Source organism: Nonomuraea sp. NPDC001831 (genome assembly GCF_042892035.1).
Classification (GTDB): Bacteria; Actinomycetota; Actinomycetes; order Streptosporangiales; family Streptosporangiaceae; genus Nonomuraea.
On the sequence record NZ_JBIATU010000004.1, the window covers coordinates 49,596 to 75,897 of the forward strand.

Genomic DNA, 26,302 nt, shown 5'->3' on the forward strand with positions numbered 1-26,302 from the left:
TCCTCCGGCCGAGAGCTTCCGCCGGGCTACTCCACGATCGGCGGGCGGTCGGCGACGCCGACCTTCAGCTGCGCGCTCGACGACACCACGCTCCCCACCGGCGCGTCGGCCAGCTTCGCGTCCACGACCACCCCCCGGCGGCCGAGGTAGTCGTAGGTCTTCCGGTCGAAGATGTACTCCTCCCTGACCCCGTCGGGCGAGACCATCGCCGCGGCGATGCCCGTGCGGCCCGCGGCGTCCCGCGCCTCCTTCACCGTCACCACCCCGGGGATCGTGGCCGCCGCGCGGAAGAGCGCGGCCCGCTGCGCGGCGGGCAGGTAGGCCTCGTCGAGCAGCCCGCCCACCCGGTTCCACGCCTGGTAGTCCTGCAGCCCGTCGTCGGGCAGGCGCGTGTAGAGGTGCCTGCGCATGCCCTCGGTGTCGGTCGGCAGCTTGCTGACGTAGGCGTAGTCGTTGCGCAGGAACTCGGCGCGGTCATCGAAGTCGGCCGCCCGAAACGGACGGCCGGGCCTGCCCACCAGCGCCTGCTCCGCTCGTGCGGCCGGTGGGAGCGGGTGGCCCGGATACGGCAGCGGCGCCAGGATCTCCTCCTGCAGGACGCCCTTGACCGCGCTGCCCTCGACCGGCAGCCAGATCGTGCGCTTGGAGCGCGACAGCCAGATGCCCCCGTCCCCTGCCGAGGTGTCCATGCTCCGCGACTCGAAGACGAGGAACTGGCCGGGCCTGGGATGCAGCTCCGGACGGCTGCCGGCCTGCTCGGCCGCCCGCGACAACACCTCCACGGCCGCGACCGTGCGGATCCGCGGCGGCGTCGGCGCCGGGACGGGCGGGCTCTGGACGACGAACACCGCCGCCCCCACCGCGGCCGCCAGCCCCCCTGCCACGGCGGCGCGCAGCGCCAGGCGGCGAAGGCCGGCGCGGGGCCGGGCCGCCATGCCGGCCATCAGGCGCTCCGCCTCGACGCGCAGGTCCTGCTGCGCGGGGACCTCGGAGCGGAAACTGTTGAGCTGGGCCAGCTCATCCATGGTGAACCTCCTCGACGGCGAGTGCTGTGGGGTCGGTCCCGCCCAGTTCCGCCCGGATCTTCGCGCGGGCCCGGTTGACGCGGGAGCGGACCGTTCCGACGCGGATGCCGAGCGCCTCGGCGGCTTCGGGGTAGCTGAGGCCGCCCCAGGTCACCAGGAGCAGCACGTCGCGGTGCCCGGCGGGCAGCGCGGCGAGCGCGGCGGCCAGGCGCTGCTTCACGGCCTGCGCGCTCAGCCGCTCGTCGCTGCGCGAGGTGAAGGGTTCGGTGACCGGGTCCACCCCGGTGCGGGCCAGCAGGTTCAGCTGCCTGGCCTCGGTGCGCTTGTGGCGGCCGACGAGGTTGGTCGCGATGCCGTACAACCAGGGCAGGGCGTTGTGCCTGGCCAGGTCGTAGCGGCCACGCTGGCGGAAGGCGGCGAGAAACGTCTCCGCCACCACGTCCTCGGCGACGTCGGGCCCGAGGCGGCGGACGACGAATCTCTTGATCTCAGGCGCGTGCCTGCGGAAGATCTCCGCGAACACCTCGGGCTCCTGCCGGGACCGCGCGAGGACGGCGGAATCGGCGGGGCTCGTCTCTGACATGCTCTGGCCTCTCGGCTCACGGATGGGACACCCCCACTTGCCCGCTCGCGGCCGACCGGTTCCCGCCCGGGTGGTGGCGGTGGCCCACGCCTACGGACCGTCCCGCGGCCCGGCGCTCCTGGACGACCTCAACCGCCGCCACCACCTGGACCGGCACCCGCTCACCAGGCGACGGGAGCACGCGGTCCGCGCCCACCTGCTCCGGCTGACCGGCCCCGACCCGCTCAGGTCACCTCGTCGAAGTGCGGCACGTGGAAGGTCATGGGCGTGCGCATGGCGTGCGGTCGGCGCCTTCCGGCAGCCGGGCGAGCTCGGCGGCGGTGAACGAGCGCCTGCCCAGGACGGCGCACAGGTGCGCGGCCCAGTCCTGCGGCGCGGTGGACATCAGGCGTGCCTCGTCGGTGTGGTAGAGCAGTTTCCTGCCCTGGTCGAACAGGGTGACGTAGCCCAGGGAGTCGTTCAGCCGCATGATGGCGAACGACGTGTCGTAACGCAGGTCCGGATTCGACCGGTGGAGCTGGAGCAGATCGAAGGCGTCGCCGCCGGCCGGGCCCGGTGGCTCCGCCGGAGCCGGCGGACCTGAGGTGGGCAGCGACCAGGCCGTGAAGGGTTTGTCGGCGGTGGCGGCGTAGGTGATCAGGCGGGTCAGGTCGGGGCTGACCGCGACGGGGACGAGTTCACCGCTTCCGGGAATCAGGTGGCTCCTGGTGGCCCGGCCGAGCGTGAGGTCCCAGAGTTCGACCTTCCTGGCCGTGCGTTCGATGACCAGCGCGGCGTTGCCGTCGACGTTCGGCAGCACGTCCAGCTCCTGGTCCAGCTCCTGCGGGCCGGAGGTGGGGAGGCGGCTGCGCAGGTCCGGGCCGGAGGCCGCCTGCCGTAGCGGCGTGGTCTCCCATACGGAGAGCACGCCGCGGGCGAAGACGACGAGCCGGCCGCCGGCGACCGCGTGCAGGCTGAGCGGCGCGGGCCCGTGCGACCCCGCGGGCAGGCGGGCGGAGCCGATCGGGCGCAGGTCGGGGACCGACATCAGCACCAGGTCAGGCGAGTCGGCCCTGATCACGGCTATCTCCCGGCGTCCGGTCAGCGCGACCACCCGCGTGGCCACCTCAGCGCCCGAGCCGCTGCCCGGCGTCACGGACCGTTCGTTGACCAGCAGCTTCGACGCCGTGTCCCACACGCGCAGCCGCGCGTCCTTGTCGTAGGTGACGACGTGGCCGCCGTCATCGGTGATCGCGGTCTCGAGCACCTCGTGGGGATTCGTGTCGAGGGTGTGGGCGACGGGGAATCTGACCAGCCCGGGGCCGCCGACTGCCCAGATGCTCCAGCGGCCGTCGCGGCCGGTGACCACCGGAGCACCGCTGTACCCGGCCGGCGCGCCGATGATCCGCCGGGCCCGCAGATCGATCACGGCGCCCTCCACGAACAGCAGCCTGCCGCCGTGGCTCAGCGTGCCCGGCCTGCTGACGTTGCCCTCGCAACCGCTGAGAGACAGGGGGAAGTCGGCGATGGTGGCGCCGGTGCGCAGGTCCACGCCGCGCACCCGGATGCCGTCGCGGGTGGGGACGCAGCCGGCCATGCTCGTGCCGTCGTGGGCGAAGACGGCCGATGTCGGCACGGTCCTGGCCGGCCGCGACTGTCCTGGCTCGAAGACCAGCAGCCGGTGGTCGTCCGAGGAGACCGACAGCAGGCCGTCCTCGCCGAGCTGGAGCGTCTGCGTCCGACCGGGCACGGGGACGCCACGCGACTGACGCCGTCGCAGGTCCCAAACCGTGACCGTACGTGACTCCGCGGGGTGAACGGCCAGATACCGCCCTGCCGGGTCGAGGGCGAGCAACGCCTTCCCCCTGGGAACGGCCAGCTTGTCGAGCAGCCGGCGCTCACGGGGATGCCACAGCTCGACCGAGCCGTCCTCGGTGGCGATGGCCAGCACGCCGCCGCCGGCGGACAGTGCCGTTCCCGCCACCGGCGACGACAGCACTATCTGCTGCGGCAACGCTGAGCCGCCGTCCGGCTGCCAGATCTTGACCGCGTGGCTCTCCTCCTGGACGATCACTCCGCCGTCCTCGGCGGCGAGCAGGCGTTCCGAGGTGACGCCGGAGCCCGGCAGCAGACGGTCGGCGCTGGCGAAGTCGCTGTAGCGGTTGAACAGGGCCCGTTCCACCTGCGGCGCGCCGGGGGCGCTCCCGTAGGCGGCCACCGCCTCCAGGACCGCCAGATCAGGGTTGCCCAGATCTTCCTCGGCGCGCCCGGCCAGGGTCTGCGCCGCCGAGGTGCGCAGGTGCTCCTGGTCCGTCAGGTGGTCGCGATAGAGCTGGAGGCCGGAGATCAGGATCGCGACCAGGAGGACCCCGACCGCGGTCCCCATGGCCCGCCATCTGAACCGCACCTGAGCCGCCCGGTGGCTGCCGGCCTCGATGAAGGCGCGCTCGGCCGGACGCAGATCGTCATGGCGCAGGTCCAGCCAGCGCCGCGCGGCGGCCAGGTCGGTGCCGCGCAGCGGCCGGTCGTTCTCGCGCCCGGCCGACCAGTGGGCGAAGGCTCGTTGCAGGTCGTGGTGCCAGGTGCGGAAGTCGCGATCGGCCCGCACCCACTCGCTCAGCCTGTCCCAGCGGCTGATCAGCGACTCGTGGGCCAGCCGCAGCGTACGCACACCCTGCCGGTCCTCCGCGGCGACCAGCAGCCGGGTCGTGGCCAGTTCCTGGCCGAGCCGCCATTGCTCCTCGCTGAACGCCTCCTGCGGCAGCACGGCGCACGAGGGATCGTGATCGGGCGCCTGCCGGACGAGCTGGACGAGCAGGGATCGCACCCGAGGGTGGTCGGCGGGCGACAGCTGCTCGTTCCAGACCTGCTCGGCGTAGGCAGCCAGCGCTCCCGTCGCGCCGCGGATCTCGCGGTAGGCGTCGTGGCTCAGCACGCCGTCGCTCTGCCGGTCCCACAGCACGGTCAGCGCGAACTCCACCAGCGGGAGCCGTCCCGGCTCGTCGCCGACGTCGTCGAGGATGCGTTCGACCAGGTCCGCCTGGAAGGCCACCCCTCTCTCCCGCGCCGGGCCCTCGATCGCCTCACGCAGCCGCTCACGGTCGAGCGGCATGACGGGGAAGAGCACGTCCTGCTGGAGGTCGGCCGTCCTCAGCTGGTCGAGCACCCTGTCGGAGTAGTCGACCCGTACGGTCATCACCGTGTGCGCCCCCGCCGCCGCCGTCCGCAGCAGGGGCAGCAGCGCCGCCACGAACTCCTCAGGCGGATGGGCCGAGGTGAAGACCTCCTCGAACTGGTCGATGATCAGCACGAGTTCGTCCGCGCCGGTACGGGCCCGCACCCGCTGGACGACCTCGACGATCCCGCCCTCGGCCAGCGCCTCGGCCAGGCCGGGCAGCTCGGCCAGGCGAGAGGTCTCGCTCCGCTCCGGTTCGAGCGCCGGCAGCAGGGCCGCGGCCAGCGCGAAGACCGGCCGGCGTCCATGCGCGGGACGGACGGTGAGCACGCACACCCCTGCCGTCTCCCGCAGCCGAGGCAGCAGCCCGGCCATGACCAGTGAGGACTTGCCGCTGCCCGAAGGGCCGTACACGACGGTGACACCGGGCCGCGAGACCCGCTCCAGCAGCTCCCGTACCTCCTCCTGCCTGCCGAAGAAGACGTCGGCGTCGCCCTCCCTGAACGCCTCCAGCCCCCGGTACGGCGCCGGGGCAGCCGCCTGGGCCGCGAGGTCGGGCAGGACGCCCAGCAGCACGTCCGCGGGGATCACGTAGGCGGTGCGGGCCGCGTGACCGCTGCTCCCGGCGACCAGGATGCCGATCGGCGCGTTCAACTCCTCGTCCCATACCGTGGCGCCGCTGAATCCGGGACGGAAACCGTGCCCGCCGCGCCCCGGGTTCTCCACCTGCAGCCGGCCGTCAGCTCCTCGACCGAGCAGTCGTCCCGACGCCCACACGCCGCTGTCGGCCCGCCCGCCGGGAAACCCGAGCACCCGGAAGGAGTGACCCCAGTAGTCGTCGGCAGTGGCCGGCCGAGCCGGCTGCGCGCCCTGCGGCGGCGGCTCGGTCAGCCGCAGCACCGCGACGTCGGCCGTGACGTCCCATGCCACCACTTCGGCGCTGATCGGCTGGTGCGCCCGGCCGAGCAGCGGGAAGTCCACCAGCACGGGTTCGCCGGGACGGTCGGCGGCGCGCCGCCGCAGCGCCCCGATGACGACGTGCGCGCAGGTCACCACCTCGCGCGGGCCCACCAGGCAGCCGCCGCCGGCCACTCCCGCCGGTCCCTGGACGCGGGCGGCGGACAACCCCGACCGCGCCCCCTTGGATCCTCGTGGCCGGGGACGCTCGTCGTCCGCGTCCCCGGCGGTGCGCGGGAACGGGGCAGGCTCGGGCACGGGGGCAGGTTCTGGCCTCGGGGACGGCAGGTCCCGGCGGCCGTCCCGCCTCGTCGTGGCGATCGTGAACACCATCGTCGCCGCGGCGATGATCATGCTGATCACGCTGGACTGTTTGTCCAGACGATCCAGGAGCCAGTCGGGCACGGGCAGCACGCCCGCCAGGAATCCGACCGCGCCCGCGACGAACGCCACCGTGGATGCGCCCAGGGCCGCCCGCCTGGCCCAGCGACGCCACGAACGCCTGTGGTCACGATCTGGATCCGGGGATGTCGGCACACTTCAAGGGTGCCCTTCACCGGGCCTCGCCGGTTGGGAAGATCACCGTCCCGTTACCCAATCGATGGGCCCCCGCGCGTCGGCAGCTCCGACGCCAACCTGCGCCGCCGTGCCCGAGTAGCGGAACGAACCTTTCCGCCTGTCCTTCTACGGTGAAGGGAACGCACCGAGGAGGAATTCGTGATCGAACTGTCGTGGCCGCAGGTCAGCGCACGGCGTCTGGAGCGGGCGCGGCTGGCCGCCCCAGCCGCCGACAAGGGCCAGGCCGCCGTCGTGGCCGCCATGTGCGGGGCGCACGCCCAGGTCATGTCGGCGGCCGAGCTCTCGATCGGCCTGCGGCTCGACGGTGTCACCCGCGCCCACGTCCGCGAGGCGTTGTGGGAGGAGGGAACCCTGGTCAAGACGCACGGGCCGCGCGGAACCGTGCACCTGCTGCCGGCGGCCGACCTGCCCATGTGGCTGGGCGCCCTGTCGTCGCTGCCCGCGGGGCCCGGCGGGGCCGAGGGCGTGCGGCTGACGGCGGAGCAGACCGACCAGGTCGTCCAGGCCGTCCGCGACGCGCTGGGCGGGGCCGACCTGACGATCGACGAGCTGAGCGAGGCGGTCGTCGCGGCCACCGGGCCGTGGGCGGGCGACCTGGTCATGCCCGCGTTCCAGGGCATGTGGCCGCGCTGGCGGCAGGCGATGGCCACCGCGGCGCACCGCGGGGCGTTCGTGTTCGGGCCGGTCAGGGGGCGCAAGGTCACCTACCGCGCCGCGCCGGCCGCGCCCGTGCCGCCGGACGGGCGGGCCGGCCTGGTCACGGCCTACCTGGCCGCGTACGGGCCGGCCACCCCGGCGCAGTTCGCCCAGTGGATCGGGGCGCCGGTGCGGTGGGCGGCGGAGGCGTTCGCGTCGGTGGAGACCGAGGAGGTGTCGTTCGACGGGCGTCCGGCCCGGGTGCCGGCGGGGGACACGGCGGTGCCGGACGGGCCGCCGCGCGGCGTGCGCCTGCTGCCGTACTTCGACGCCTACCTGGTCGCGGGCCGCCCCCGCGAGCTGCTCTACCCGGGCCCGGCCTGGCAGCGGGCGTTGTCCGGCGGCCAGGCGGGCAACTTCCCCGTGCTGCTCGTGGACGGCGAGGTGCGCGGGGTCTGGCACCAGCGGCGCTCCGGCAGCCGGATCGACGTCACGGTCGAACTGCTGGCCGGCCTGACCGCCGCCCAGCGCGGCGAGCTCGACGAGCAGGTGGAACGGGTGGGGGAGATCCTGGAGGGCAAACCGCGCCTGACCCTCGGCCCGGTCACCGTGGGCGCGCACGCCTGAGCCCGGGGGACGCACACCGGGCCCGGTTGGACAAAGCGTCCGAACTGGACATAGCATCCGGGCGTGACGAAGACGGATGAACGCGTGCGGCTGTGGTCGCCGGTGTGCGAGGCGGTGGCCGCGCTGCTGGCCCCGTACGCCGAGGTGGTCCTGCACGACGTCCGCGGCGACCAGGTCCTGGGCGTGTGGAACCCGATGTCCGGGCGCGGCCCCGGCGCTCCGTCGCTGCTCGGCGAGCTCGACCGGCTCGACCCCTCGCCCGGCGGCGTCTACGGCCCGTACGAGAAGCTGCTGGCCGACGGGCGGCGGCTGTCGTCGGTGAGCGCCGTGCTGCGCGACCCCGGCGGCGAGCCGTCCGCCGTGCTCTGCGTGAACCTCGACCGCACCCCGCTGGAGCAGGCCGCGGCGCTGCTGGCCGCGTTCGCCGCGCCGTCGGCGCCGCGTCCGGAGGCGCTGTTCGAGCAGGACTGGACCGAGCGCGTGCAGCAGATCGTCGGCGCCTACGTCCGCGCGCACGGCCGGCCGGTGGAGCGGCTGACCCGCGAGGACCGCCTCGCCGTGCTGGCCGAGCTGGACCAGGCCGGGGTGTTCACCGTCCGGCGGGCGCCGTCCGTCGTCGCGGGGGCGTTGCGGACGTCCCGCTCCACCCTCTACACCCTGCTCGCCGAGCTCAGGAGGAGCCGACCGTGACCCCGCTTCCCGACTTCCGGCTGGAGGTCTACTTCTCCCGCTGGGAGTTCACCGCCCGCCACCACCTGGCCGCCTCCGACGCGCAGACCATGACCATGGCCGAGCTGCTCGCCCTGGCCGGCGACGACGACAGGCACGCCTGGGAGACGCTGTCTCTCGGCTACACCGAGACCTTCGGCGACCCGGGGCTGCGCCAGGCCGTCGCGGACACCTACGAGCGCGTCGGCGCGGACGACGTGCTCGTCTTCGCGGGCGCCCAGGAAGCCCTGTACCTGACCATGCAGGTGCTGCTCGGCCCCGGCGACCACGCCGTGGTGGTCACGCCCTGCTACCAGTCCGCCGAGACGGTGCCGATGGCGTTGTGCGAGGTCACCGGCGTCGCGCTCGACCCGGCCCGCGACTGGGCGCTCGACCTCGACGCCGTGGCGGCCGCGATCCGGCCCAACACCCGCGTGGTGTCGGTCAACTTCCCCAACAACCCGACGGGCAAGGTCATCGACGCGGCCGACCTCGCCCGGCTGGCCGCGCTGTGCGAGGAGCGCGGCATCCACCTGTTCAGCGACGAGGTCTACCGCGGCCTGGAGCTCGATCCCGCCCGTACGCTGCCGCAGGCCGCCGACCTGTCGCCGGCGGCGCTCTCGCTGAACGTCACCTCCAAGTCCCTCGGCATGCCCGGCCTGCGCATCGGCTGGATCGCCTGCCGCGACCGCGAGCTGCGCGCCCGCCTCGAACGCGCCAAGCACTACACGACCATCTGCAACTCCGCGCCCAGCGAGATCCTCGCCCGCATCGCGATCAAGGCCCGCGACCGCATCCTGGAGCGCAACCGCGGGATCATCGCCGCCAACCTGCCGCGCTTCGAGGCGTTCTTCGGCGAGTTCGGCGACCTGTTCGAGTACCGGGCGCCGGACGGCGGCTGCGTCACGTTCCCCCGCTACCTGGGGCCGGACGGCGTCGAGGCGTTCTGCGCCGAGCTGGTCGAACGGGCCGGCGTGCTGCTGCTGCCCGCTGGCGTCTACCGCTCCGAGCTCACGCCCACGCCGGACGACCGGTTCCGGCTCGGCGTGGGCCGCGCCGACCCCGAGCCGGGCCTGGAGGCCTGGGCGTCCTTCCTCAAGGGGCGCTGACCGGCCCGTCGGGCGGACCGGTCCGCCCGACGGCGGCCTGCACGCCGTCGAGCAGCACGGTGAGCCCGACCGTGAACGCCTCGTTCACCTGATGCTCCAGGTACGGCTCGCCCTCGCCGGGGACGCTCGCCTCGCTCTCGATCCAGGCCACCATGGGGAAGCGGGCCGCGAAACCCGGCGCGACCTCCTCCAGCAGCTGGGAACGGGTGTGCCACCACTCCTCGTCCGACACGCCGGTGGCCGACGGGGCCTGCCGGGACTCGGCGACCGTACGGGCCGCGCCGCGGACGAAGTCGAACAGCAGCGACACCACGCCGCGCAGCGCGGGCGGGCGCAGGCCGGTCTCGCGCAGGATCGCGACCAGGCTCTCCAGCAGCGCGAACTCGTTGGGGCCCAGCACCGGCCGGGCCTGCGACACCTGCAACACCCAGGGGTGACGCTGGTAGAAGTGCCACAGGTGCCCGGCCCACGAGGTGACCGCCGGCCGCCAGCCGCCGGTCAGGTCGTGGGCGGTGGGCAGCTCGCCCAGGGCCTTGTCGTACATGAGGTCCACCAGCTCGCCCTTGCTGGGGACGTAGGTGTAGAGGGCCATGCCGGTGCGGCCGAGCCGTTCGCCGACCTTGCGCATGGACAGCGCGGCCATGCCCTCGGCGTCGGCGACGGCGATGGCGGCGTCGACGATCAGGTCCACGCTCAGGCCCGGCTTGGGGCCGGGACGCGACTCGCCCGGCTCCTCGGTCCGCCACAACAACGCCATCGAACGGCGCGCGTCCCCCTGCCCGGCGAAGACGACCACAGTACGACTCTCCTCTGCCCCGGATCTCTTTACGGCAGAAGATATCAGCGCCCGCCGCGGCGTCCGCGGGGGCCGCGAGAGCCGGGCGTGCGTCGATCCCGGCGCCCCGCGAGGGCGCCGGGATCGAGGTGGGTGAGGGCGTCAGCCCCCGACGCCGACCCCCGCGCCGGGGCCGTAGCCGTGGCCGATCCAGTTGCCGTTGCCGCTGCCCGGCCAGTTGTGACGGCCGTGGTCGTGCTTCCAGCCCCAGCCGTCGTCGTCGGAGTCGTGCCCGTGCTCGCCGCCCTTGCAGGCGTCGGCGTCACGGGTGCCGGCGAACCTGCCGTACTTCGTGACGTGGTGGTACGTGGAGTCGTCGTTCGTTCCGAGGCTGCAGTTGTCCGGGTGCCAGTGCCTCTCGTCGGACCAGGCGTCCGCGGCGGCCACGCCGGCCATGCTGAACACCGCGGCCGCGACGAGCAGTGCACCGCCGGCGGCGATGAGGTTACCTCTCATGAGCTCCCCCTGTAATCACGAAGTGACATCGGCCATCACTATACGTAGCGATCTTGGACGCCCTCCGCAGCGCCACACCCGGTTTCCCCCAACAGCGGGCCCCTTACCAGCAAACTCCCGGACACCGGCAACCCCGGCCTGGCAAGGGAGCACGGGCCTTCCGCACGGCGTTCCGGCACGGGCGCACGCCGGGCACAGGACGCCGCCCGGGCCAGGACGCCGCCGGGTCCAGGACGCTGATGGGTCAGTCGTTGTCCGGAACGAGCAGCACCTCGGCCCCCATCGGCAGGTAACCCGCGGCCAGGAAGGCCCGTACGCTCGCGGCGTTGCCCGGCGCGATCTGCGCCCACAGCGGGCCGGGCGTCAGGTGCCTGGCCGCCGCGGCCAGCGACCTGCCGAGCCCGCGCCCGCGGTGCTCGGGCTCCACCTCGACGGCCGCCTCCCAGCGGCCCGCCACGCCGCGGCCCAGCGTGACCAGGCCGGCCCCGTCGCCGGTGACCCACACGCGCACGGCGTCCCGGTAGCGGCGGGCCCGGACGACGCGCGGATGGTCGCCGGCGGTGAGCTCCTCCAGCGGGAGCGGGGGCGGCCCGGGGGCGGGGGCGGCCAGCGCGAGCAGGTCGAGGTTGCCGGTCCGCCGGCCGGTCGCGGCCTCCATCGCCGTCAGGAACGCCGGCATGAGCGGCGCCGACAGGTCGCCGGCGGGCAGCAGGGCGTGCACCCGGGCCGGGTCGACGTCGGCGAAGACCACCGTGTGGGCGGTGAAGGCGATGATCCCCGCGTCGCGCTCCGACGGCTGGGGCAGGACGGTCACGCTGCCGTCGGGGGCGGGCGGGCGGCCCGCCGCCGCGTCCGCGAGAAGGTCGGCCAAGGTCTCCATGCCCACATTCCAGCAGACCGAAATCCCGGCGGAACGATCAGGCCGGGGGCCGTGCTCGGGCGCCCAGCAGCGCGGCCTGCCGGCCCTCGGGCGGCGGCGCAGCCGGGCTGCCGTCCCGGCGGAACGGTCACTCCGAGGGTGCGCCCCCGTCCGCCGCGGAGCGTACGGCGGCCAGGTAGGCGTGGATGGCGTCCCGGTTGCGGGACAGGCAGTCGATGCGCTGCTGGATGCGGCCCGCCTCCGCCCGCAGCAGCTCGGCCAGCTCGGGCGTCAGGCACTCCGGATGCAGGTGGATCTCGTCCGGCTTGTTCAGGAACGGCAGGATGCGGCGGATGATCTCCGTCGTGAGCCCGGAGTCGAGCAGGCCGCGGATCTGCTGGACCCGGTAGACCGCCGACTCGGGATAGTCCCGGTAGCCGTTGACGGCGCGGTCGGGGTGCAGCAGGTCCTGCTCCTCGTAGTAGCGGAGCATGCGCGTCGGCACGCCCGTACGCTGGGACAACTGTCCGATCTTCATGCTTCCCCCGAGGATTTGCCTTCACACTGATGTGAAGGTTTCAGCATAGGCGGCATGTCTCCTGCGAAACTCCCGTGGGCGGGGCTGCTCGCGCTGTTCACGGCGGCGTTCACGGCCGTCATGACCGAACTCCTCCCGGCGGGCCTGCTGCCGCAGCTCGCCGTCGCCCTCGGCGTGGCGGAGGGGACGGCCGGGTTCCTCGTGACCGCCTACGCGGTCGCCTCCTTCCTGGCCGCGATCCCGCTGACCGCGTTGCTGCGCGGGCTGCCCAGGCGGCAGGTGCTGGTGGCCGCGCTGCTCGGCTTCGCGCTGCTCAACGCGGTCACGGCGGTGTCGTCGTCGTACGCGGTGACGTTCGCGGCGCGGGTGGGCGCGGGGGCGATGGGCGGCATCCTGTGGGCCATGCTCGTCGGGTACGCCGCCCGCATGGTCCCCCCGGAGCGCCGCGGAAGGGCCATCGCGATCGTCTCGGCCGGGATCACGGTGGCGCTGTGCGCGGGCATCCCGGCGGGCACGCAGCTCGCGGCGGCCGTCGGATGGCGGGCGGCGTTCGGGTCGCTGTCGGCGGTGGCGGTGGTGCTGGTGGGCTGGGTCCTGTGGAAGGTGCCGCCCTTCCCCGGCGAGCCGGCCGCGCGGCGGGTGCCGTTGCGGCGGGTCGCGGTCGTGCCCGGCGTCAGGACCGTGTTGTCGGTGACGGCGCTGGTGCTGCTCGGGCACCAGGCGATGTACACGTACCTGGCGCTGTTCGCCGAGCAGGCGGGGTTCGGCCGGCCGGGGACCGTGCTGCTGGTGTTCGGCGTGGCCACGGTGGCGGGCATCTGGGTGGTCGGCGCGGTGATCGACAGGCGCCCGCGGGCGACCCTGCTCGCGGTGCTGGCCGCGGTGGCCGCGTCCATGACGGCCCTCGGTCTGTACGCCGGGTCCGCCGGGGTGCTGCTGGGCGCGGTCGCGTTGTGGGGCGCGGCGTTCGGGGGAGCTCCGACGCTGCTGCAGACCGCGCTGGTCGTCGCCTCGGGGCCGGAGAACGCCGACGTGGCCACGTCGATGCAGACCACCGTCTACAACGCGGGCATCGCGGCCGGGTCGCTGGCCGGAGGGCTGGTGCTGGAGGGCGCGGGGGCGGGCGCGCTGCCGTGGACCGCCCTCCCGGTGACGCTCGCCGCCCTCGCACTCGTGGCCGCCGCCCGCCGGCACGCCTTCCCGGCCCCCGGCGGCCCGGTCCACGAGGATCCGGTCCACGGCGATCCTGTCGCCGGGAGCCGGGCCTCCGGAGCGGCCGCCGCTAGAAGCCGTGCCTCGACAGCGGCGGCACCAGCTCCCGCTCCTCGTACGACAGGTGGGACAGCAGCGCGTCGCTGAGCAGGTCGACGGCGGCGCGCAGGTCGCCCAGGCCGCCGGGCTCGCCGACGAAGGCGACCAGCGTGCGGTCCACCCGTTCGATGATCTTGTGGATCGCCTCGTGCTCCTCCTGCAGCCGGTCCAGGACGGGCGCGAGCCCCGGCTCGGCGCGGCGCAGCTTCGGGAAGACCATGCTGTCCTCGCCGGTGTGGTGCATGGTGACGAGCCGGCAGTACGACTCGCAGTACGCCCCCAGCGTCCAGTTGTTCTGCCGCATCGTCATGGTCGCGATCTGCGAACGGGCCGCGCCCGCGTCGATCGTGCCCGCCGCCACCTGCTCGACGAGGTCGCGCAGCTGGGCCAGCTCGGCGCGCAGGTGGTCGTGCACGTCCACGAGGTGCTGCCCGGCGGCCTGCTCGGCCGGGGTGTACCGGCGGCCGGGGTCGGGGTCGGGCGCGGTGGGCCTGGTGGCCTCGTCCCAGACCTGGACCGCGGCGTGGGTCGCGGTGCGGGTTGCGGTGCGGGTCGCGGTGCGGTGGTCCGGTTCCGGGCTGTGCCCGCGTCCGGCGGCGACCAACTCCCGTACGGCCGGGGCGGTCTCGGCGGCGAAGCGCTCGATCTCGCGGGGATCGCCGGACATGAGGATGAAGACGCTCACCCCGTGGACGAGCGCGAGTTCGGCGAGCTGCGCGGCGGGCAGCGGGCCGCCCAGGTTGAGCAGCCGCCGCACGTCGGACGGCGACCGCCCGGCCTCCAGCGCGGCCTCGTCGATGACGGCGTTGCCCGCGCCCAGGGCGGAGACGTCCTGGAAGCGGGGGAGCGAGGGCAGCCAGCCGTCGGCCAGCCGCCCGGTGAGCCGGAGCATGCGCGGCTTGTAGGCGCCGAGCCAGATGCCGATGTCGTGGGCCGGTCGCGGGCCGCGCTTGAGCCCGTCCACCCGGTAGTGCTCGCCGCGGTGGTGGACGCCGCCGCGCGTGCCGGTGTCCCAGATCGCGCGGATGATCCCGATGCCCTCCTCCAGCGCGGCCACGGCCTCGGACGGGGTGTGCCGGGGGCCGCCCATGGCCTCGATGGCGTCCCAGTAGCCGCCCGCGCCGAGCGCCAGCTCGAACCGGCCGTGGCTGAGCAGGTCGAGGCTGGCCGCCGCCTGGGCGAGCACGGCCGGCGGGCGCAGCGGCAGCGGGTGCACGTTGCCGGCCAGCCGGATGCGCTCGGTGCGCGCGGCGACGAAGCTGAGCAGCGTCCAGGTGTCGAGGAGGGCGGGCTGGTAGGGGTGGTCCTGGAAGGTCACCAGGTCCAGCCCGGCGCGCTCGGCGAGCTGGGCGAGGGCCACGACCTCGTCCGCCTGCCCGGCGGCCGGGACGAGGTTGGCGCTGAACTGCAGGTCGTGACCGTAGTCGGGCATGAGGGGCTCACCCATTGGTTGGTTGTACGAACTGTTGGTGTCGCGAAGTAAATTTAGTTCGTGCCGCCAACTACTGTCAATTACACTGGTCGCATGGTCGCCACCGAAGCCCCGGCTCTGAGCCTCACCGAGGCGCTCGTCCGCCTGGCGCACCTGGTCGAGCAGGTCTACGGCGAGGTCAGCAGGGAGCACGACCTGACCCCGCAGCAGGCCCAGCTCCTGTGCCTGCTGGTCGGCGGGCCCATCGGGATGACCGGTCTGACCCGGGCGCTGCACCTGGAGAAGTCGAGCCTGACCGGGCTCGTCGACCGCGCCGAGAAACGCGGGCTGGTGGCCCGGGTGCGCGACGCGCGTGACCGCCGAGCCTGCCTGATCGAGCTGACCCCGGCGGGCGCGGAGATCGCGGTGCGCGCCCACGACGGGGTGGCGGCCCGCCTGGAGACGCTGTCCGCCGGCCTGCCCGCGGGCCACCGCGACCTGCTGGCCGCGGCCATCGGGGAGATCCTGGCCGAGGACACCGCCCGCACCGGCCGCGCCTGGGGCCGCCTGGAGCCCGGCCGCTGATCGGGGGAGCGTCGGAGGGGGACCTCCGCGACCTGCTCCCGCGGAGGTGCGGGAGCAGGTCGCCACGGGCTCGGCGTCAGGCGTAGTCGGGGGTCATGACGGCGGCCAGGGTCAGGTGCGGGGCGGCCTGCTCGGGGTGGCCCTGGCGGTGCAGGGTGCGGCCGAGCAGGTGGCGGGCGTAGGAGTCGTCGGGCGCCTCGGCGACCAGGCTCTCCAGCGCCGTACGCGCCCGGCCGAGCTGGGCCGAGGCGAAGTAGGCGCGGGCCGCCAGCAGCCGCACCCCGCGGTCCGTGCCGTGCTCGTCGAGCAGCGGCCGCAGCAGCGTGAGCGCGCCGAGCGGGTCGCGCTGGTCGAGCAGCGACTCGGCGTGGCGCAGGCGCTCCACCTCGGCGGGCAGCCGCCGGACCGGGTGGCCGGCGGCGTCGGCCAGGAAGTCCCTGATCACGTCCGGCGGCTGGGCCCCGGCCAGGGCGCGGCCGCCCGCCACGATGGTCGGCGACGTGCGCACGCCCTTGGCCTTGCCCGTGAGCAGCAGCTCGCGCACCAGGCCGGCGCCCCGGCCGTCCCACGGCACGCCGGTCTCGGCGGCGATCGCCGACAACACGGCCGGGTCGCCGATGTCGAGGGTCTCGACGAAGTGGGCCGACAGGACCCGGCCGACCACGGCCGACTGCAGCGCCGCGCCGCCCGTCTCGTACGCCACGGCGATCAGCCGGTGCGCCTCCAGCGTGTTGGGCCGCCAGGCCGCGCCCCACTGCTGCCCGAGCCCTTCGTCGGCGGCGACGCCGGCCACCCGCAGCCGGTTGTCGGCCGGGGACAGGCCGGGCGAGCACACCTGCAGCGCCTCCTCGACCATGGGGTCGCTCAGCACCTCGGCCAGCGGCTCGGCCTTCGCCGGCGCCGACGGATCGATCTGGAACGGCCGCCAGACCACCTCGACCGGCTCGCCCTCCCAGGAGGCGAGGGCCTTCTCCAGCCGCCGCTTCCCGATGTGGGCCCATCCGCAGACCATGTCCGCCCAGACTTCGATTCGCATGCCGGGCAATCTATGCGACAACTGTCGATTAGTCAACATGTGTCGTATAGTGGCGGCGTGAACCCGGACGATCCGCGCGCGCGGCGTACCCGCGCCCGTCTCAAGGCCGCCGTGCTGGACCTGGCCACCCGGCAGGAGCTGGGCAGCATCACCATGTCGGCGCTGGCGCAGCACGCCGAGGTCAACCGCGCCACGATCTACCTGCACTATCCGGACGTCGACGCGCTGGTCACCGACGCCATGGAGGACGCCGTCACCGCCGTGGCGCGGGCGGCGGCCCTGTGCCCGCTCGACGCCCCCCGCGACCGGCCGCCGGCCCCGCTGGCGGAGCTGTTCGACCACGTGGCCGCCAACGCCACCCTGTACGAGCGCATGCTGGGCGGCCAGGGCAGCGCCCGCTTCGCCGCCCGGATGCGCGAGCGGCTCACCGAGGAGCTGACCGGCCGCTTCGCCACCGGCAGCCGCCCGGCGGGGTTCGAGGACGTGCCCGCCGACGTGCACGCCGCCTTCCTGGCCGGGGCGCTCATCGGCGTGATCACGCACTGGGTGTGCGGCGGCCGCCGCGACGCCGCCGCCGCCCAGTCGTTCTGGCGCCTGTTCCGGCCCCTGGTCCCCGGCTGAGCTGCGCCGCCGCGGGCCGCCCTCCGGAAGCCAGGGCGCTCCGGGCCCTGAGCGGCCGCCGCGCGCCTTCCGGTTGGTACGCTGCGTCGCGACATCGCCGGACAGGTCAGAGGCGTCGTTCCTCCCCTGGCAGCGGTCGCCCGCCCCGCCCTCGACCCCGACCCGACCGCCAGGACCACACGATGACCATGCTTCCCGACGAGCTCAGGACCGCCCTGGACGCGGCCCTGGCCCGCTTCGCGCCGCACGACCTGTCCCGCGCGACGGAACAGCTCACCGAGCGCTACCGCACCGGCCCGTCCGCCGCCGCGCCGCACCTGCGCACCCCGGCCGACATCGCGGCCTACGCCGCCTACCGCATGCCCGCCACGTACGCCGCCGCGGGCACCGCCATGCGCATGGCCGCCGCGATGACCCCGGGCTTCGCGCCGCGGACGCAGCTCGACGTGGGCGGCGGCACCGGCGCGGCGGTCTGGGCGGCCGCGCCGGTCTGGCCCTCGCTGGAGCGGGTCACCGTCGTCGAGCACGACCCGCAGATCATCGAGCTCGGCCGGCGGCTGGCCAGGACCGCGCCCGTGCGCGACGTCACCTGGCGCCGTGCCTCGATCGACCCGGGGCTCGACCGGCCCGCCGCCGACCTGGTCACCATGTCGTACGCCCTGAACGAGCTGCCCGCGCAGCGGCACGCCGACGTCGTGCGCTGGCTGGCCGCGGACGCGACGATGGTGATCGTGATCGAGCCCGGCACCCCCGCCGGCTACGCCAACATCGTCACCGCCCGGGAGACGCTGACCGGGTGCGGCCTGACCGTCGTCGCCCCCTGCCCGCACGACGGCCCCTGCCCGATCCAGCCGGGCCGCGACTGGTGCCACTTCTCCGTCCGCCTGCCGCGCACCACCCTGCACCGCCGCGTCAAGTCCGGCACGCTCGGCTTCGAGGACGAGAAGTTCTCCTACGTGGCCGCCGTGCGGGGGGAGTGGCCGCGGGCGGCGGCACGCGTCCTGCGCCACCCGCAGAAGCGCAAGGGCCTGGTGTCGCTGCGCCTGTGCACCGCCGAGGAGGGCGTGCGCGACGTGGTCGTCTCCAAGCGGCAGGGCGAGCTGTACCGGCTGGCCCGCGACGTCGACTGGGGCGACGACTGGCCGGCCGCCGAGTGACCCGGTCCGGCGGTAGGGTCGGCCGGATGGATCACGATGAGGTGCTGGCGCTGTTCGACCGGCAGATGCGGCGGGAGGCCCGCCCCGACGGGCCCGACGCCAGGGTCGAGCGGGACGCCGACGTCGTCCGCCAGGTCGGCCCGCCGCACGCGTGGAACGGCGTCCTGTGGTCCGGCCTCGACGAAGGGAGCGCCGACGCGGCCGTCGCCCGCCAGGTGCGTTATTTCGGCGACCTCGGCTTGGGCTTCGAGTGGAAGCTGTACGCCCACGACCGGCCCGCCGACCTGGCCGACCGGCTCCTGGCCGCCGGGTTCGCCGCCGAACCGGCCGAGACCGTGATGGTCGCCCGGGTCGCCGATCTCGACACCGAGGTGGCGCCGCCCGACGGCGTGCGCCTGGCGCCGGTCACCGACGCGGCGGGCGTCCAGGCGCTGGTCGAGGTGCACGAGCTGGCCTTCGGCGCCGACGGCAGCCGGCTGCGCGACCACCTGCTGACCCGCCTGTCCGACGACACCGTCGTCCCCGTCCTCGCGGTGGCGGGCGGGCGGGCGGTCAGCGCGGCCCGGCTCGACCTGTCCCCTGGCGCGAGCTTCGCCGGGTTGTGGGGCGGCGGCACCGTGCCGGGCTGGCGGGGACGCGGGCTCTACCGGGCGCTGGTCGCCTGGCGGGCCCGGCGGGCCGCCGAGCGCGGCTACGACTACCTCCAGGTCGACGCCTCCGAGCAGAGCCGGCCGATCCTGCTCGGGCTCGGGTTCGTCCCGCTCACCACGACCACGCCGTACGTGCGCCCCTGATCCCGCCGGTACCCTGGGCAGACCCGTCGAGACAAGGAGAGCGTTGCCCGAGAGGACCCCGCGCGAGCTCGGCCTGCTGGCCGACTGCGAGAGCTGTTTCGGCCTGTGCTGCGTGGCCCTGCCGTTCGCCGCCTCCGCCGACTTCGCCGTCGCCAAGGACGCCGGCCGCCCCTGCGTCAACCTGCGCGACGACTTCCGCTGCGGCATCCACGCCCAGCTCCGGGAGCGCGGCTTCCCCGGCTGCACCGTCTTCGACTGCTTCGGCGCCGGGCAGAAGGTCTCCCAGGTCACCTTCGAGGGCCGCGACTGGCGCGCCGCGCCCGAGACGTCCGGGCAGATGTTCGCCGTGTTCCCGGTCATGCGGCAGCTCCACGAGCTGCTGTGGTACCTCGCCGAGGCGCTGACCCTCGACGCCGCCGCGGAGCTCGTCCCCGAGTTGCGGGCGGCGTACGAGGAGACCGAGCGCCTGACCCGGGAGAGCCCCGGCGTCCTGGAGCGGCTCGACGTGGCCGCCCACCGGGGCGAGGTCAACACGCTGCTGCTGCGTACGAGCGAGCTGGTCAGGGCCGGTCGGCGGGGCAGGGAGCACCGCGGCGCCGACCTGATCGGCGCCAACCTCAAGGGCGCCGACCTGCGCGCGGCCAACCTGCGCGGCGCCTACCTCATCGGCGCGAACCTGCGCGGGGCCGACCTGCGCCTGGCCGACCTGATCGGCGCCGACCTGCGGGGCGCCGATCTGTCCGGAGCCGACCTCACCGGCTGCGTCTTCCTCACCCAGGCCCAGGTCAACGCCGCCAAGGGCGACCCCGCCACGCGGCTGCCCGCCGCCCTGACCCGCCCCGCCCACTGGACGTCCGCCGCCGCGGAGCCGGAGCCGCGCGCCCGGCGCGGCAGGGCCGGATCCCGCGGCGGGCGGGGCCGGCGCGGCCGACCCTAAAGGGACATGTAGTATCCCCTTTCATGCGCATGGGTGAAGGCGTCGAGTGGGGGCTCCACTGCTGCCTGGTGCTGGCGTGGCTGGAGGACGAGGCCCCGCTGCCCACCGGGCGGCTGGCGGCGCTGTTCGAGCTGCCGCCGGTCTACCTCAAGAAACGGCTCCAGGCGCTGGTCCGCGCCGGCATCCTGGCCTCGGTGCCGGGCGCGCAGGGCGGGTTCAGGCTGGCCAGGCCGCCCGCGCGGATCACGCTCATGGACGTCGTCGCCGCGGTCGAGGGCCCCGACGAGGCGTTCAGGTGCACCGAGATCCGGCAGCGCGGCGCGGGGGCCGAGGCGCCCGCCCGCGAGTTCGCGCACCCGTGCGGCGTCGCGGCGGCCATGCGCCGGGCCGAGCTCGCCTGGCGGCGCGAGCTGGCCGCCCAGACGGTCGCCGACCTCATGGACGCGGCTCCGGCCAACGCCCCCGACCGCGCGCGCCGCCACTACGAACGCCTTCGCGGCTGAACTCGACCCCGCCCGCCGGGCGCACACCTGGAAGGAGAATCGGGATGTTGAATGTCCCGAATAAGACGGAGTCCCGTGGCCTCGCCCCGACGCTGGTACTGGCGCTCGGGACGTTCGCCGTGGGCACGGACGCGTTCGTGGTGGCCGGGTTCCTGCCGGACCTGGCCGCGTCGCTGGAGGTCACCGAGGGGGCGGCCGGGCAGTCGGTGACGGTGTTCGCCGTCGCGTACGCGCTGTCGTCGCCCATGCTGGCCACCGTCGCCGCGCGGGTGCCGCGGCGGGCCCTGCTGGTGACGGCGCTGGTCGTGCTCGGGCTGGCCAACCTGGGGTCGGCGCTGGCGCCGTCGTTCCCCGTGCTGGTGGTCAGCCGGGTGCTGGCGGCGGCCGCGGCGGCGGCGTACACGCCGGGCGCGGGCGCGGTGGCGGCCGTCCTGGTGCGGCCCGAGCTGCGGGCGCGGGCGCTGGCCGTGGTGGTGGGCGGGCTGACGGTCGCGACGGCGCTCGGCGTGCCGCTCGGCGACCTGGCCGGCGAACGGCTCGGCTGGCGGTACGCGCTGGGTGCGGTGGCCGTGGCCTGCCTGGCGGTCGCCGCCGGGGTGTACGCGATCATGCCGGTGCTGCCGGGCGCGCCTCGGGTGCCGCTGCGCGCCAGGCTGGACGTGCTGAGGCGGCCGGCGGTGACGGCCATCCTGCCGCTCACCGTGCTCGGCATGGCGGCCAGCTACACGGTGTACGCCTACAGCGTGCCCGCCCTGCGCGCCGTGGGCGTGGAGGGGACGGCGGGCATGCTGTTCCTGTACGGGCTCGGCGCCGTCCTCGGCAACCTGGCCGCCGGGTACACCACCGACCGGTGGGGCGCGCACCGGGTGCTGCCGGTCGCGTACCTGGTCATGGCCGTCAGCCTGGGGCTGCTCGCCTGGATGGTGGCGGCCGGCGCGGCGGACGGCACTCCGGTCGGCCCTGGGGCCGGCGCCACGCCCGGCGCCGCGGTCGGCACCACGGTCGGCACTGTGGCGCTGGTCGGCGTGCTGGTCCTGGCGTGGGGAGCGAGCAGCTGGTGCCAGACGCCGCCGCAGCAGCACCGGCTCATCGCCGCCGCGCCCGGGGAGGCGCCGCTGGTGGTCTCGCTCAACTCCTCGGCGATCTACGCGGGGATCGGCGCGGGCACGCTGCTCGGCGGGCTCACGCTGCCGTCGGGCGCGGCCCTCACGTACGCGACCGGCGCGGCGCTGGCGGCCGCCGCCCTGCTGTTCGCCCTGGCCACCAGATCGGCGGGCGCCACCCCGCACTGACCGGCCCGACCCGCGCCGGGCGGTGGCGGGGGTCGGGTCAGGAGGTGTTGTCGCCGAGGGATTCGAGCAGGTCGCGCAGGGTGGCGGCGAGCTCCTCGCGCCGCTGCCCGGTGAGCGCCGCCAGCATCCGCTGCTCGGTCGCCAGATGGTCGGGCAGCGCGCGGTCGATCAGCGCGAGCCCCTCGGCGGTGAGCGTCACGTGCACGCCGCGTCCGTCGGAGTCGCTGGGCGTGCGCCGCACCAGCCCGCGCGACTCCAGCCGGTCGAGCCGCTGGGTGACGGCTCCGGAGGTGACCATGGAGGCGCGCATCAGGGCGGCGGGGGTCAGGCGGTGGGGCGGCTCGCTGCGTCGCAGCGTGGCCAGCACGTCGAACGAGGCCCGGTCGAGCCCGTGCCCGGCGAACGTACGGCCCAGCTCGGCCTCGATGAGCCGGGACAGCCGCGACAGCCGCCCGATCACCGCCATGGGGGAGACGTCCAGGTCAGGGCGCTGCTCGTGCCACTGCCTGAGGATGTAGTCGACCTGGTCAGCCACCCTGGCAGCCTACAAGTGTCTTAGCGGTGAGGAAAATCACCTGGCCGGAACGTCGGCGTTCGGTTAATTTGTCTTAGTGCTAAGTAATCGAACGGGAACCGTTCTGCTGACCGCCCTCACCCCCGCCATCTGGGGGACCACCTATTTGATCACGACCGAACTGCTGCCGCCCGGCCGCCCCTTGCTCGCCGCGTTGATCCGCGCCCTGCCGGCGGGGCTGATCCTGATCGCGATCACCCGCCGGCTGCCTCAGGGGAACTGGTGGTGGCGTGCCCTGGTGCTCGGCGCGCTCAACATCGGGTTGTTCTTCGCGTTGTTGTTCGTGGGCGCCTACCGGCTGCCCGGAGGGGTGGCCGCCACCGTCGGGGCCATCCAGCCGCTGCTGGTCGCGTTGTTGTCGGCGGGATTGCTGGGGGAGCGGCTGACCTGGCGCGTCGCGCTCGCCGCGGCGGCGGGCGTGGCCGGGGTGAGCCTGCTGGTGCTGCGCGCCGACGCCCGGCTCGACCTGCTCGGCGTGGCCGCCGCGCTGGGCGGCGCGGTGGTGATGGCGGTAGGGGTCGTGCTCAGCAAGCGCTGGAAGTCGCCCGCGCCGTTGCTGGCCACCACCGGATGGCAGCTCACGGCCGGCGGCCTGCTGCTCGCCCCGGTGACGTTCCTGGTCGAGGGGCCGCCGCCGGCGCACCTGACCGGCGAGAACCTCGCCGGGTACGCCTACCTCGCGATCATCGGCTCGGCCCTGGCCTACACCCTGTGGTTCCGGGGCATCCGGGAGCTGTCGGCCACCAAGGTCACCTTCCTCGGGCTGCTCAGCCCCGTCGTCGCCACCGCGCTCGGCTGGCTGGTGCTCGGCCAGCGGCTCACGCTCGCGCAGGTGGCCGGCGCCGTGATCGTGCTCGCCGCCCTGCTCGTGGCGCAGCTCCAGCCCGTACGGCACCGCGCCGCGCCGGAGCCGCTGGAGGCCCCCGTGCCCGCGGGCGGGAAACGATGATCGCGTCCGCCGCTAGGATCGGGCCGAGGAGGCCGGGATGAGCGTGCAGGCGTACCCCGTGACAGGGCCGGTGGCCGAGCACGGCGAGGGGCCCGTGTGGTGCGCCCGCTGGGGCGGGCTGCGGTGGGTGGACATGCTGGCCGGCGACGTGCTCGCCCTCGACGACTCCGGCGGCGTGCGGCGGCGGCACGTCGGCCCGGTCGCCGCGGCGCTGCGCCCGCGCGTGTCCGGCGGTTACGTGGTCGCCGGCGAACGCGAGCTGCTGCTGGCCGGCTCCGACGACCTCGACGCGCCGCTGCGCCCGCTCGGCCAGGCGTGGAGCGACCCCGGCGTGCGCATGAACGACGGCGGCTGCGACCCCGAGGGCCGCTTCTACATCGGCAGCATGCCCTACGACGAGACCCCCGGAGCCGGCTCGCTCTACGTCGCCGGACCGGACGGCGCGCTCAGCCCGGTGATCACCGGCGTCACCGTCTCCAACGGCCTCGACTTCAGCCCCGACGGCGGCCTGGCCTACTACGCCGATACCGCCACCGGCCGGGTGGACGTGCTCGACCACGACCCGGCGGGCGGGCTCACCGGGCGCAGGCCGTTCGTGACGATCGACCCCGCCCAGGGCGCGCCCGACGGGCTGACGGTCGACGCCGAGGGCGGGGTGTGGGTGGCGCTCTGGCAGGGGTTCGCCGTGCACCGGTACACCCCCGGCGGGCGGCTCGACGCCGTGGTGGAGCTGCCGGTCGGCAAGGTCACCGCGGTCACGTTCGGCGGCCCCGGCCTCGACCGGCTGTTCGTCACCACGTCGAGGCTCGGGGTGGACGCCCGGGAGCAGCCGGAGGCGGGCGCCCTGTTCGCGGCCGTCCCCGGCGTGCGCGGCCGCCCGGTGCTGCCCACCACCCTGTGACGGGAGCGAAGGACGATCAGCGGGGATGGTCGCCGGTGGCGCCGTCGATCAGCTCGCGCAGGATGTCCATGTGGCCCGCGTGCCGCACGGTGTCCTCGATCATGTGGATGAGCACCCAGCGCAGGGTCACCCGGCGGCCCGACCACGAGGTGCCGATCTCGTCGAGGGGGAGGTCGGTGATCGCCTTGTCGGCGGCGGCGCGGGCCCGGCCGTAGAAGGCGACGATCTGCTCGGTGGTCTCCCGCTCGCCGATCGCGAAGTCGTCCTCGGGGGCGAACCACAGCGGCTCGGCCTCGCGGCCGAAGGTGGCGCAGAACCAGCCGTACTCGACGGCGGCCAGGTGCTTGACGATGCCGAGCAGCGACGTGCCGGACGGCGTCATCGGCCGCCTGACCTGCTCCTCGCCCAGCCCCTGGAGCTTCCACACGACGACGTCGCGATGGCGGTCGAGGCTGGCGTGCAGGCTCTCCTTCTCGCCACCGGACGGCGGCACTTCCGTTCCCATGCCCGCGACCGTAACAGGCGGCACCGACACGTTGCCGTCGCCCGCCGGGGGCCGCGATACTCCCTGCATGATCGGTCATATCGGCATCAACGTCCCCGACATGCGGGCGGCCAAGGAGTACTACGACGCCCTCCTGCCGTACCTCGGTTTCAAGGAGTTCTTCAGCAGCGAGGAGGAGATCGGCTACATGCCGGCCGACGACAAGCCGGGCACGTACCTGTTCCTCTACCCCTCGCAGGAAGACGGTGACTACTCGCGGCACCGCACCGGGCTGCAACATCTGGCGTTCTCGCTGCGCAGCCGGTCGGCGGTCGCCGAGGCGCACGCGCGGGCGGTGGAGCTCGGCTCGCAGGTGCTGCACGAGCCCAGGGAGTTCCCCGAGTACCCGCCGCCGTACCACGCCGCGTTCTGGCTCGACCCGCACGGCGTCATGCTGGAGGCCGTCTGCCACTACGACCGCGACTGACCTGCGGCGATCCGGGTCCCGCGCGGCTGGACGGCTGCCGCCGGGGAAGGTTCCCTGTCGGTGCCGCCGTACGACGTGCGGGCGCGGACCGGTGTGCGATCTTCAGGTGCGAGGAGACGAGGGCTAGCCTGGAGCATGACGTCCCGCACGGGCCCGGCGGCCGGCCGGGCGTGGACGACGCGCGGCCCGATGTCATGATGTCCCCGACGCTCGACCGGGAGGAAACGATCGTGGGGCCTTTCGCGGGCGGTGGGCTGCCCCCGGACGACGTCGTCGTGGCGGCGCTGCGGGCCGGGGACGAGTCGATGTTCGCCGCGCTCCTCGACACCTGGTCGCGGGGGATGTTGCGGGCGGCCAGGTCCTACGTGTCCACCGACGACTCGGCCGAGGAGGTCGTGCAGGACACGTGGCTGGCGGTCATCGGCGCCATCGACGCCTTCGAGGGGCGCTCCTCGGTCAAGACGTGGGTCTACCGCATCCTGGTCAACACCGCCAAGAAACGCGGCCTGCGGGAGAGCCGGACGCTGCCGTGGAGCGCGTTCGAGCCGCCCGCCGAGCCGGCCCAGAAGGAGGACGGCCCGACGCCGGAGGGCGCGGTGCTCGCCTCGGAGGCGCGCGGTCTCATCGGCGAGGCGCTGGCCGGGCTGCCGCCCCGGCAGCGGATCGTCATCACCCTGCGTGACCTGGAGGGATGCACGTCCGAGGAGGTTTGCGAGATCCTGGAGATCTCGGCCGCCAACCAACGGGTGCTCCTGCACCGGGCAAGAGCCACGGTCCGCGACCGGCTCGAAGGCTACTACCAGTCCGTGAAGCGGTCAGAATAGGTTAAACGGTTCAACGTGCAGAGGTGAGGCGGTCAACGTCGTGAAGCGGTTCACGTGCGACGAGCTGGTAGAACTCATCACCGCCTACCTTGACGGCGCTCTTGACCGGCCCGAACGCGAGGGGTTCGAGGCGCACGCGGCGGCCTGCGCGGACTGCGCGCGGCAGCTCGACCAGTTCCGCGAGACCGTCCGGGCCCTGCGCGAGCTGCCGCCGGAGCGCAAGTTGTCCGACGGCACGCGGGACCGGCTGATGTCGGCGTTCAGAGCCCGCCGCCACCAGCGCTGACGGCCCAAGAGCCGCAAAAAGGGCAAATCTCGGCAGATCATCAGATTTCCGTGTAACGCTGGCGGGTCTCGCGGGTCTGTAAGC

At 74.4% G+C, this 26,302-nt stretch carries 27 protein-coding genes; 16 read left to right on the plus strand and 11 right to left on the minus strand.

Annotated elements, in window-relative coordinates:
• Positions 1-26 precede the first annotated feature (26 nt).
• The 3 genes from ACFYYW_RS15410 to ACFYYW_RS15420 form a co-directional block, all read right to left on the minus strand.
• A complete protein-coding gene (locus ACFYYW_RS15410) occupies positions 27-1,025 on the minus strand; it encodes a CU044_5270 family protein (protein ID WP_387649026.1) in 999 nt (332 codons plus the stop codon).
• Positions 1,018-1,608, minus strand: coding sequence for an RNA polymerase sigma factor (locus tag ACFYYW_RS15415; protein WP_387649029.1), 591 nt, complete (start codon positions 1,606-1,608; stop codon positions 1,018-1,020). The genes ACFYYW_RS15410 and ACFYYW_RS15415 overlap by 8 nt, the downstream gene beginning before the upstream one ends.
• Positions 1,609-1,867: 259 nt before the next feature.
• Positions 1,868-6,172 (minus strand): trypsin-like peptidase domain-containing protein, encoded by a 4,305-nt coding sequence (locus tag ACFYYW_RS15420; RefSeq protein ID WP_387649031.1) that lies wholly within the window; start codon positions 6,170-6,172, stop codon positions 1,868-1,870.
• Positions 6,173-6,436: 264 nt separating this feature from the next.
• Here ACFYYW_RS15420 and ACFYYW_RS15425 point away from each other — a divergent pair, with 264 nt between their 5' ends.
• The 3 genes from ACFYYW_RS15425 (at position 6,437) to ACFYYW_RS15435 (ending at position 9,378) form a co-directional block, all read left to right on the plus strand.
• On the plus strand, positions 6,437-7,561 hold the full coding sequence (locus ACFYYW_RS15425; protein ID WP_387649033.1) for a winged helix DNA-binding domain-containing protein: 1,125 nt from the start codon (positions 6,437-6,439) through the stop codon (positions 7,559-7,561).
• A 63-nt stretch (positions 7,562-7,624) separates the two neighbouring features.
• Complete coding sequence (locus tag ACFYYW_RS15430) at positions 7,625-8,251, plus strand: PAS domain-containing protein (protein WP_352324527.1); 627 nt, start codon at positions 7,625-7,627, stop codon at positions 8,249-8,251.
• A complete protein-coding gene (locus tag ACFYYW_RS15435; protein WP_387649037.1) occupies positions 8,248-9,378 on the plus strand; it encodes an aminotransferase class I/II-fold pyridoxal phosphate-dependent enzyme in 1,131 nt (376 codons plus the stop codon). The genes ACFYYW_RS15430 and ACFYYW_RS15435 overlap by 4 nt, the downstream gene beginning before the upstream one ends.
• On the opposite strand, the gene ACFYYW_RS15440 is transcribed toward ACFYYW_RS15435, so the two are convergent.
• From ACFYYW_RS15440 to ACFYYW_RS15455, 4 genes are all read right to left on the minus strand, one after another.
• On the minus strand, positions 9,365-10,174 hold the full coding sequence (locus ACFYYW_RS15440) for a TetR/AcrR family transcriptional regulator C-terminal domain-containing protein (protein WP_387649039.1): 810 nt from the start codon (positions 10,172-10,174) through the stop codon (positions 9,365-9,367). The genes ACFYYW_RS15435 and ACFYYW_RS15440 overlap by 14 nt on opposite strands.
• Before the next feature lie 141 nt (positions 10,175-10,315).
• Positions 10,316-10,669 carry a hypothetical protein gene (locus tag ACFYYW_RS15445; RefSeq protein WP_352355057.1) on the minus strand — a complete coding sequence of 118 codons (354 nt, stop codon included), beginning with the start codon at positions 10,667-10,669 and terminating at the stop codon, positions 10,316-10,318.
• 244 nt (positions 10,670-10,913) lie between these two features.
• Complete coding sequence (locus ACFYYW_RS15450) at positions 10,914-11,549, minus strand: GNAT family N-acetyltransferase (RefSeq protein WP_387649042.1); 636 nt, start codon at positions 11,547-11,549, stop codon at positions 10,914-10,916.
• A 127-nt stretch (positions 11,550-11,676) separates the two neighbouring features.
• Complete coding sequence (locus tag ACFYYW_RS15455; protein WP_352328115.1) at positions 11,677-12,066, minus strand: MerR family transcriptional regulator; 390 nt, start codon at positions 12,064-12,066, stop codon at positions 11,677-11,679.
• A gap of 54 nt (positions 12,067-12,120) precedes the next feature.
• Here ACFYYW_RS15455 and ACFYYW_RS15460 point away from each other — a divergent pair, with 54 nt between their 5' ends.
• Entirely contained in the window at positions 12,121-13,425 is a 1,305-nt protein-coding gene (locus tag ACFYYW_RS15460; protein ID WP_387649045.1) for an MFS transporter, read from the plus strand.
• On the opposite strand, the gene ACFYYW_RS15465 is transcribed toward ACFYYW_RS15460, so the two are convergent.
• Entirely contained in the window at positions 13,349-14,824 is a 1,476-nt protein-coding gene (locus tag ACFYYW_RS15465; protein WP_387649048.1) for an LLM class flavin-dependent oxidoreductase, read from the minus strand. The genes ACFYYW_RS15460 and ACFYYW_RS15465 overlap by 77 nt on opposite strands.
• A 78-nt stretch (positions 14,825-14,902) precedes the next feature.
• Here ACFYYW_RS15465 and ACFYYW_RS15470 point away from each other — a divergent pair, with 78 nt between their 5' ends.
• Positions 14,903-15,373: a MarR family winged helix-turn-helix transcriptional regulator gene (locus ACFYYW_RS15470; protein WP_387649050.1), complete on the plus strand. Its 471-nt coding sequence runs from the start codon at positions 14,903-14,905 to the stop codon at positions 15,371-15,373.
• A gap of 76 nt (positions 15,374-15,449) precedes the next feature.
• On the opposite strand, the gene ACFYYW_RS15475 is transcribed toward ACFYYW_RS15470, so the two are convergent.
• Entirely contained in the window at positions 15,450-16,409 is a 960-nt protein-coding gene (locus ACFYYW_RS15475; protein ID WP_387649053.1) for a DsbA family protein, read from the minus strand.
• 57 nt (positions 16,410-16,466) lie between these two features.
• On the opposite strand from ACFYYW_RS15475, the gene ACFYYW_RS15480 reads away from it, so the two are divergent.
• The 6 genes from ACFYYW_RS15480 to ACFYYW_RS15505 all read left to right on the plus strand — a co-directional run bounded on the left by ACFYYW_RS15480 (position 16,467) and on the right by ACFYYW_RS15505 (position 21,713).
• A complete protein-coding gene (locus tag ACFYYW_RS15480) occupies positions 16,467-17,030 on the plus strand; it encodes a TetR/AcrR family transcriptional regulator (RefSeq protein ID WP_387649055.1) in 564 nt (187 codons plus the stop codon).
• Between the two features lie 182 nt (positions 17,031-17,212).
• On the plus strand, positions 17,213-18,187 hold the full coding sequence (locus ACFYYW_RS15485) for a small ribosomal subunit Rsm22 family protein (protein WP_387649058.1): 975 nt from the start codon (positions 17,213-17,215) through the stop codon (positions 18,185-18,187).
• A 26-nt stretch (positions 18,188-18,213) separates the two neighbouring features.
• Positions 18,214-18,981, plus strand: coding sequence for a GNAT family N-acetyltransferase (locus ACFYYW_RS15490; protein ID WP_387649060.1), 768 nt, complete (start codon positions 18,214-18,216; stop codon positions 18,979-18,981).
• 43 nt (positions 18,982-19,024) lie between these two features.
• Complete coding sequence (locus ACFYYW_RS15495) at positions 19,025-19,918, plus strand: pentapeptide repeat-containing protein (RefSeq protein WP_387649063.1); 894 nt, start codon at positions 19,025-19,027, stop codon at positions 19,916-19,918.
• Positions 19,919-19,941: 23 nt separating this feature from the next.
• The gene (locus ACFYYW_RS15500) at positions 19,942-20,421 is read left to right on the plus strand and encodes an Rrf2 family transcriptional regulator (protein WP_358001181.1); all 480 of its coding nucleotides are present in this window, start codon (positions 19,942-19,944) and stop codon (positions 20,419-20,421) included.
• Positions 20,422-20,465: 44 nt separating this feature from the next.
• Positions 20,466-21,713, plus strand: coding sequence for an MFS transporter (locus tag ACFYYW_RS15505; RefSeq protein ID WP_387649066.1), 1,248 nt, complete (start codon positions 20,466-20,468; stop codon positions 21,711-21,713).
• Positions 21,714-21,750: 37 nt separating this feature from the next.
• Here the strand turns inward: ACFYYW_RS15505 and ACFYYW_RS15510 are convergent, their stop codons facing one another.
• Positions 21,751-22,248 (minus strand): MarR family winged helix-turn-helix transcriptional regulator, encoded by a 498-nt coding sequence (locus tag ACFYYW_RS15510; RefSeq protein ID WP_387649069.1) that lies wholly within the window; start codon positions 22,246-22,248, stop codon positions 21,751-21,753.
• A 76-nt stretch (positions 22,249-22,324) separates the two neighbouring features.
• Here ACFYYW_RS15510 and ACFYYW_RS15515 point away from each other — a divergent pair, with 76 nt between their 5' ends.
• Both ACFYYW_RS15515 and ACFYYW_RS15520 read left to right on the plus strand, forming a co-directional pair.
• On the plus strand, positions 22,325-23,236 hold the full coding sequence (locus ACFYYW_RS15515; protein ID WP_357981480.1) for an EamA family transporter: 912 nt from the start codon (positions 22,325-22,327) through the stop codon (positions 23,234-23,236).
• A 37-nt stretch (positions 23,237-23,273) separates the two neighbouring features.
• Complete coding sequence (locus ACFYYW_RS15520) at positions 23,274-24,137, plus strand: SMP-30/gluconolactonase/LRE family protein (protein ID WP_387649073.1); 864 nt, start codon at positions 23,274-23,276, stop codon at positions 24,135-24,137.
• Positions 24,138-24,153: 16 nt separating this feature from the next.
• Here the strand turns inward: ACFYYW_RS15520 and ACFYYW_RS15525 are convergent, their stop codons facing one another.
• Entirely contained in the window at positions 24,154-24,642 is a 489-nt protein-coding gene (locus ACFYYW_RS15525) for a DinB family protein (RefSeq protein ID WP_352327009.1), read from the minus strand.
• A gap of 67 nt (positions 24,643-24,709) precedes the next feature.
• Between ACFYYW_RS15525 and ACFYYW_RS15530 the strand changes: the two genes are divergently transcribed.
• The 3 genes from ACFYYW_RS15530 to ACFYYW_RS15540 all read left to right on the plus strand — a co-directional run bounded on the left by ACFYYW_RS15530 (position 24,710) and on the right by ACFYYW_RS15540 (position 26,218).
• Positions 24,710-25,108 (plus strand): VOC family protein, encoded by a 399-nt coding sequence (locus tag ACFYYW_RS15530; protein ID WP_387649077.1) that lies wholly within the window; start codon positions 24,710-24,712, stop codon positions 25,106-25,108.
• Between the two features lie 230 nt (positions 25,109-25,338).
• Positions 25,339-25,932 (plus strand): sigma-70 family RNA polymerase sigma factor, encoded by a 594-nt coding sequence (locus ACFYYW_RS15535; RefSeq protein ID WP_352327007.1) that lies wholly within the window; start codon positions 25,339-25,341, stop codon positions 25,930-25,932.
• 40 nt (positions 25,933-25,972) lie between these two features.
• Positions 25,973-26,218, plus strand: coding sequence for a zf-HC2 domain-containing protein (locus tag ACFYYW_RS15540; protein ID WP_352327006.1), 246 nt, complete (start codon positions 25,973-25,975; stop codon positions 26,216-26,218).
• The last annotated feature ends 84 nt before the right edge of the window (positions 26,219-26,302 follow it).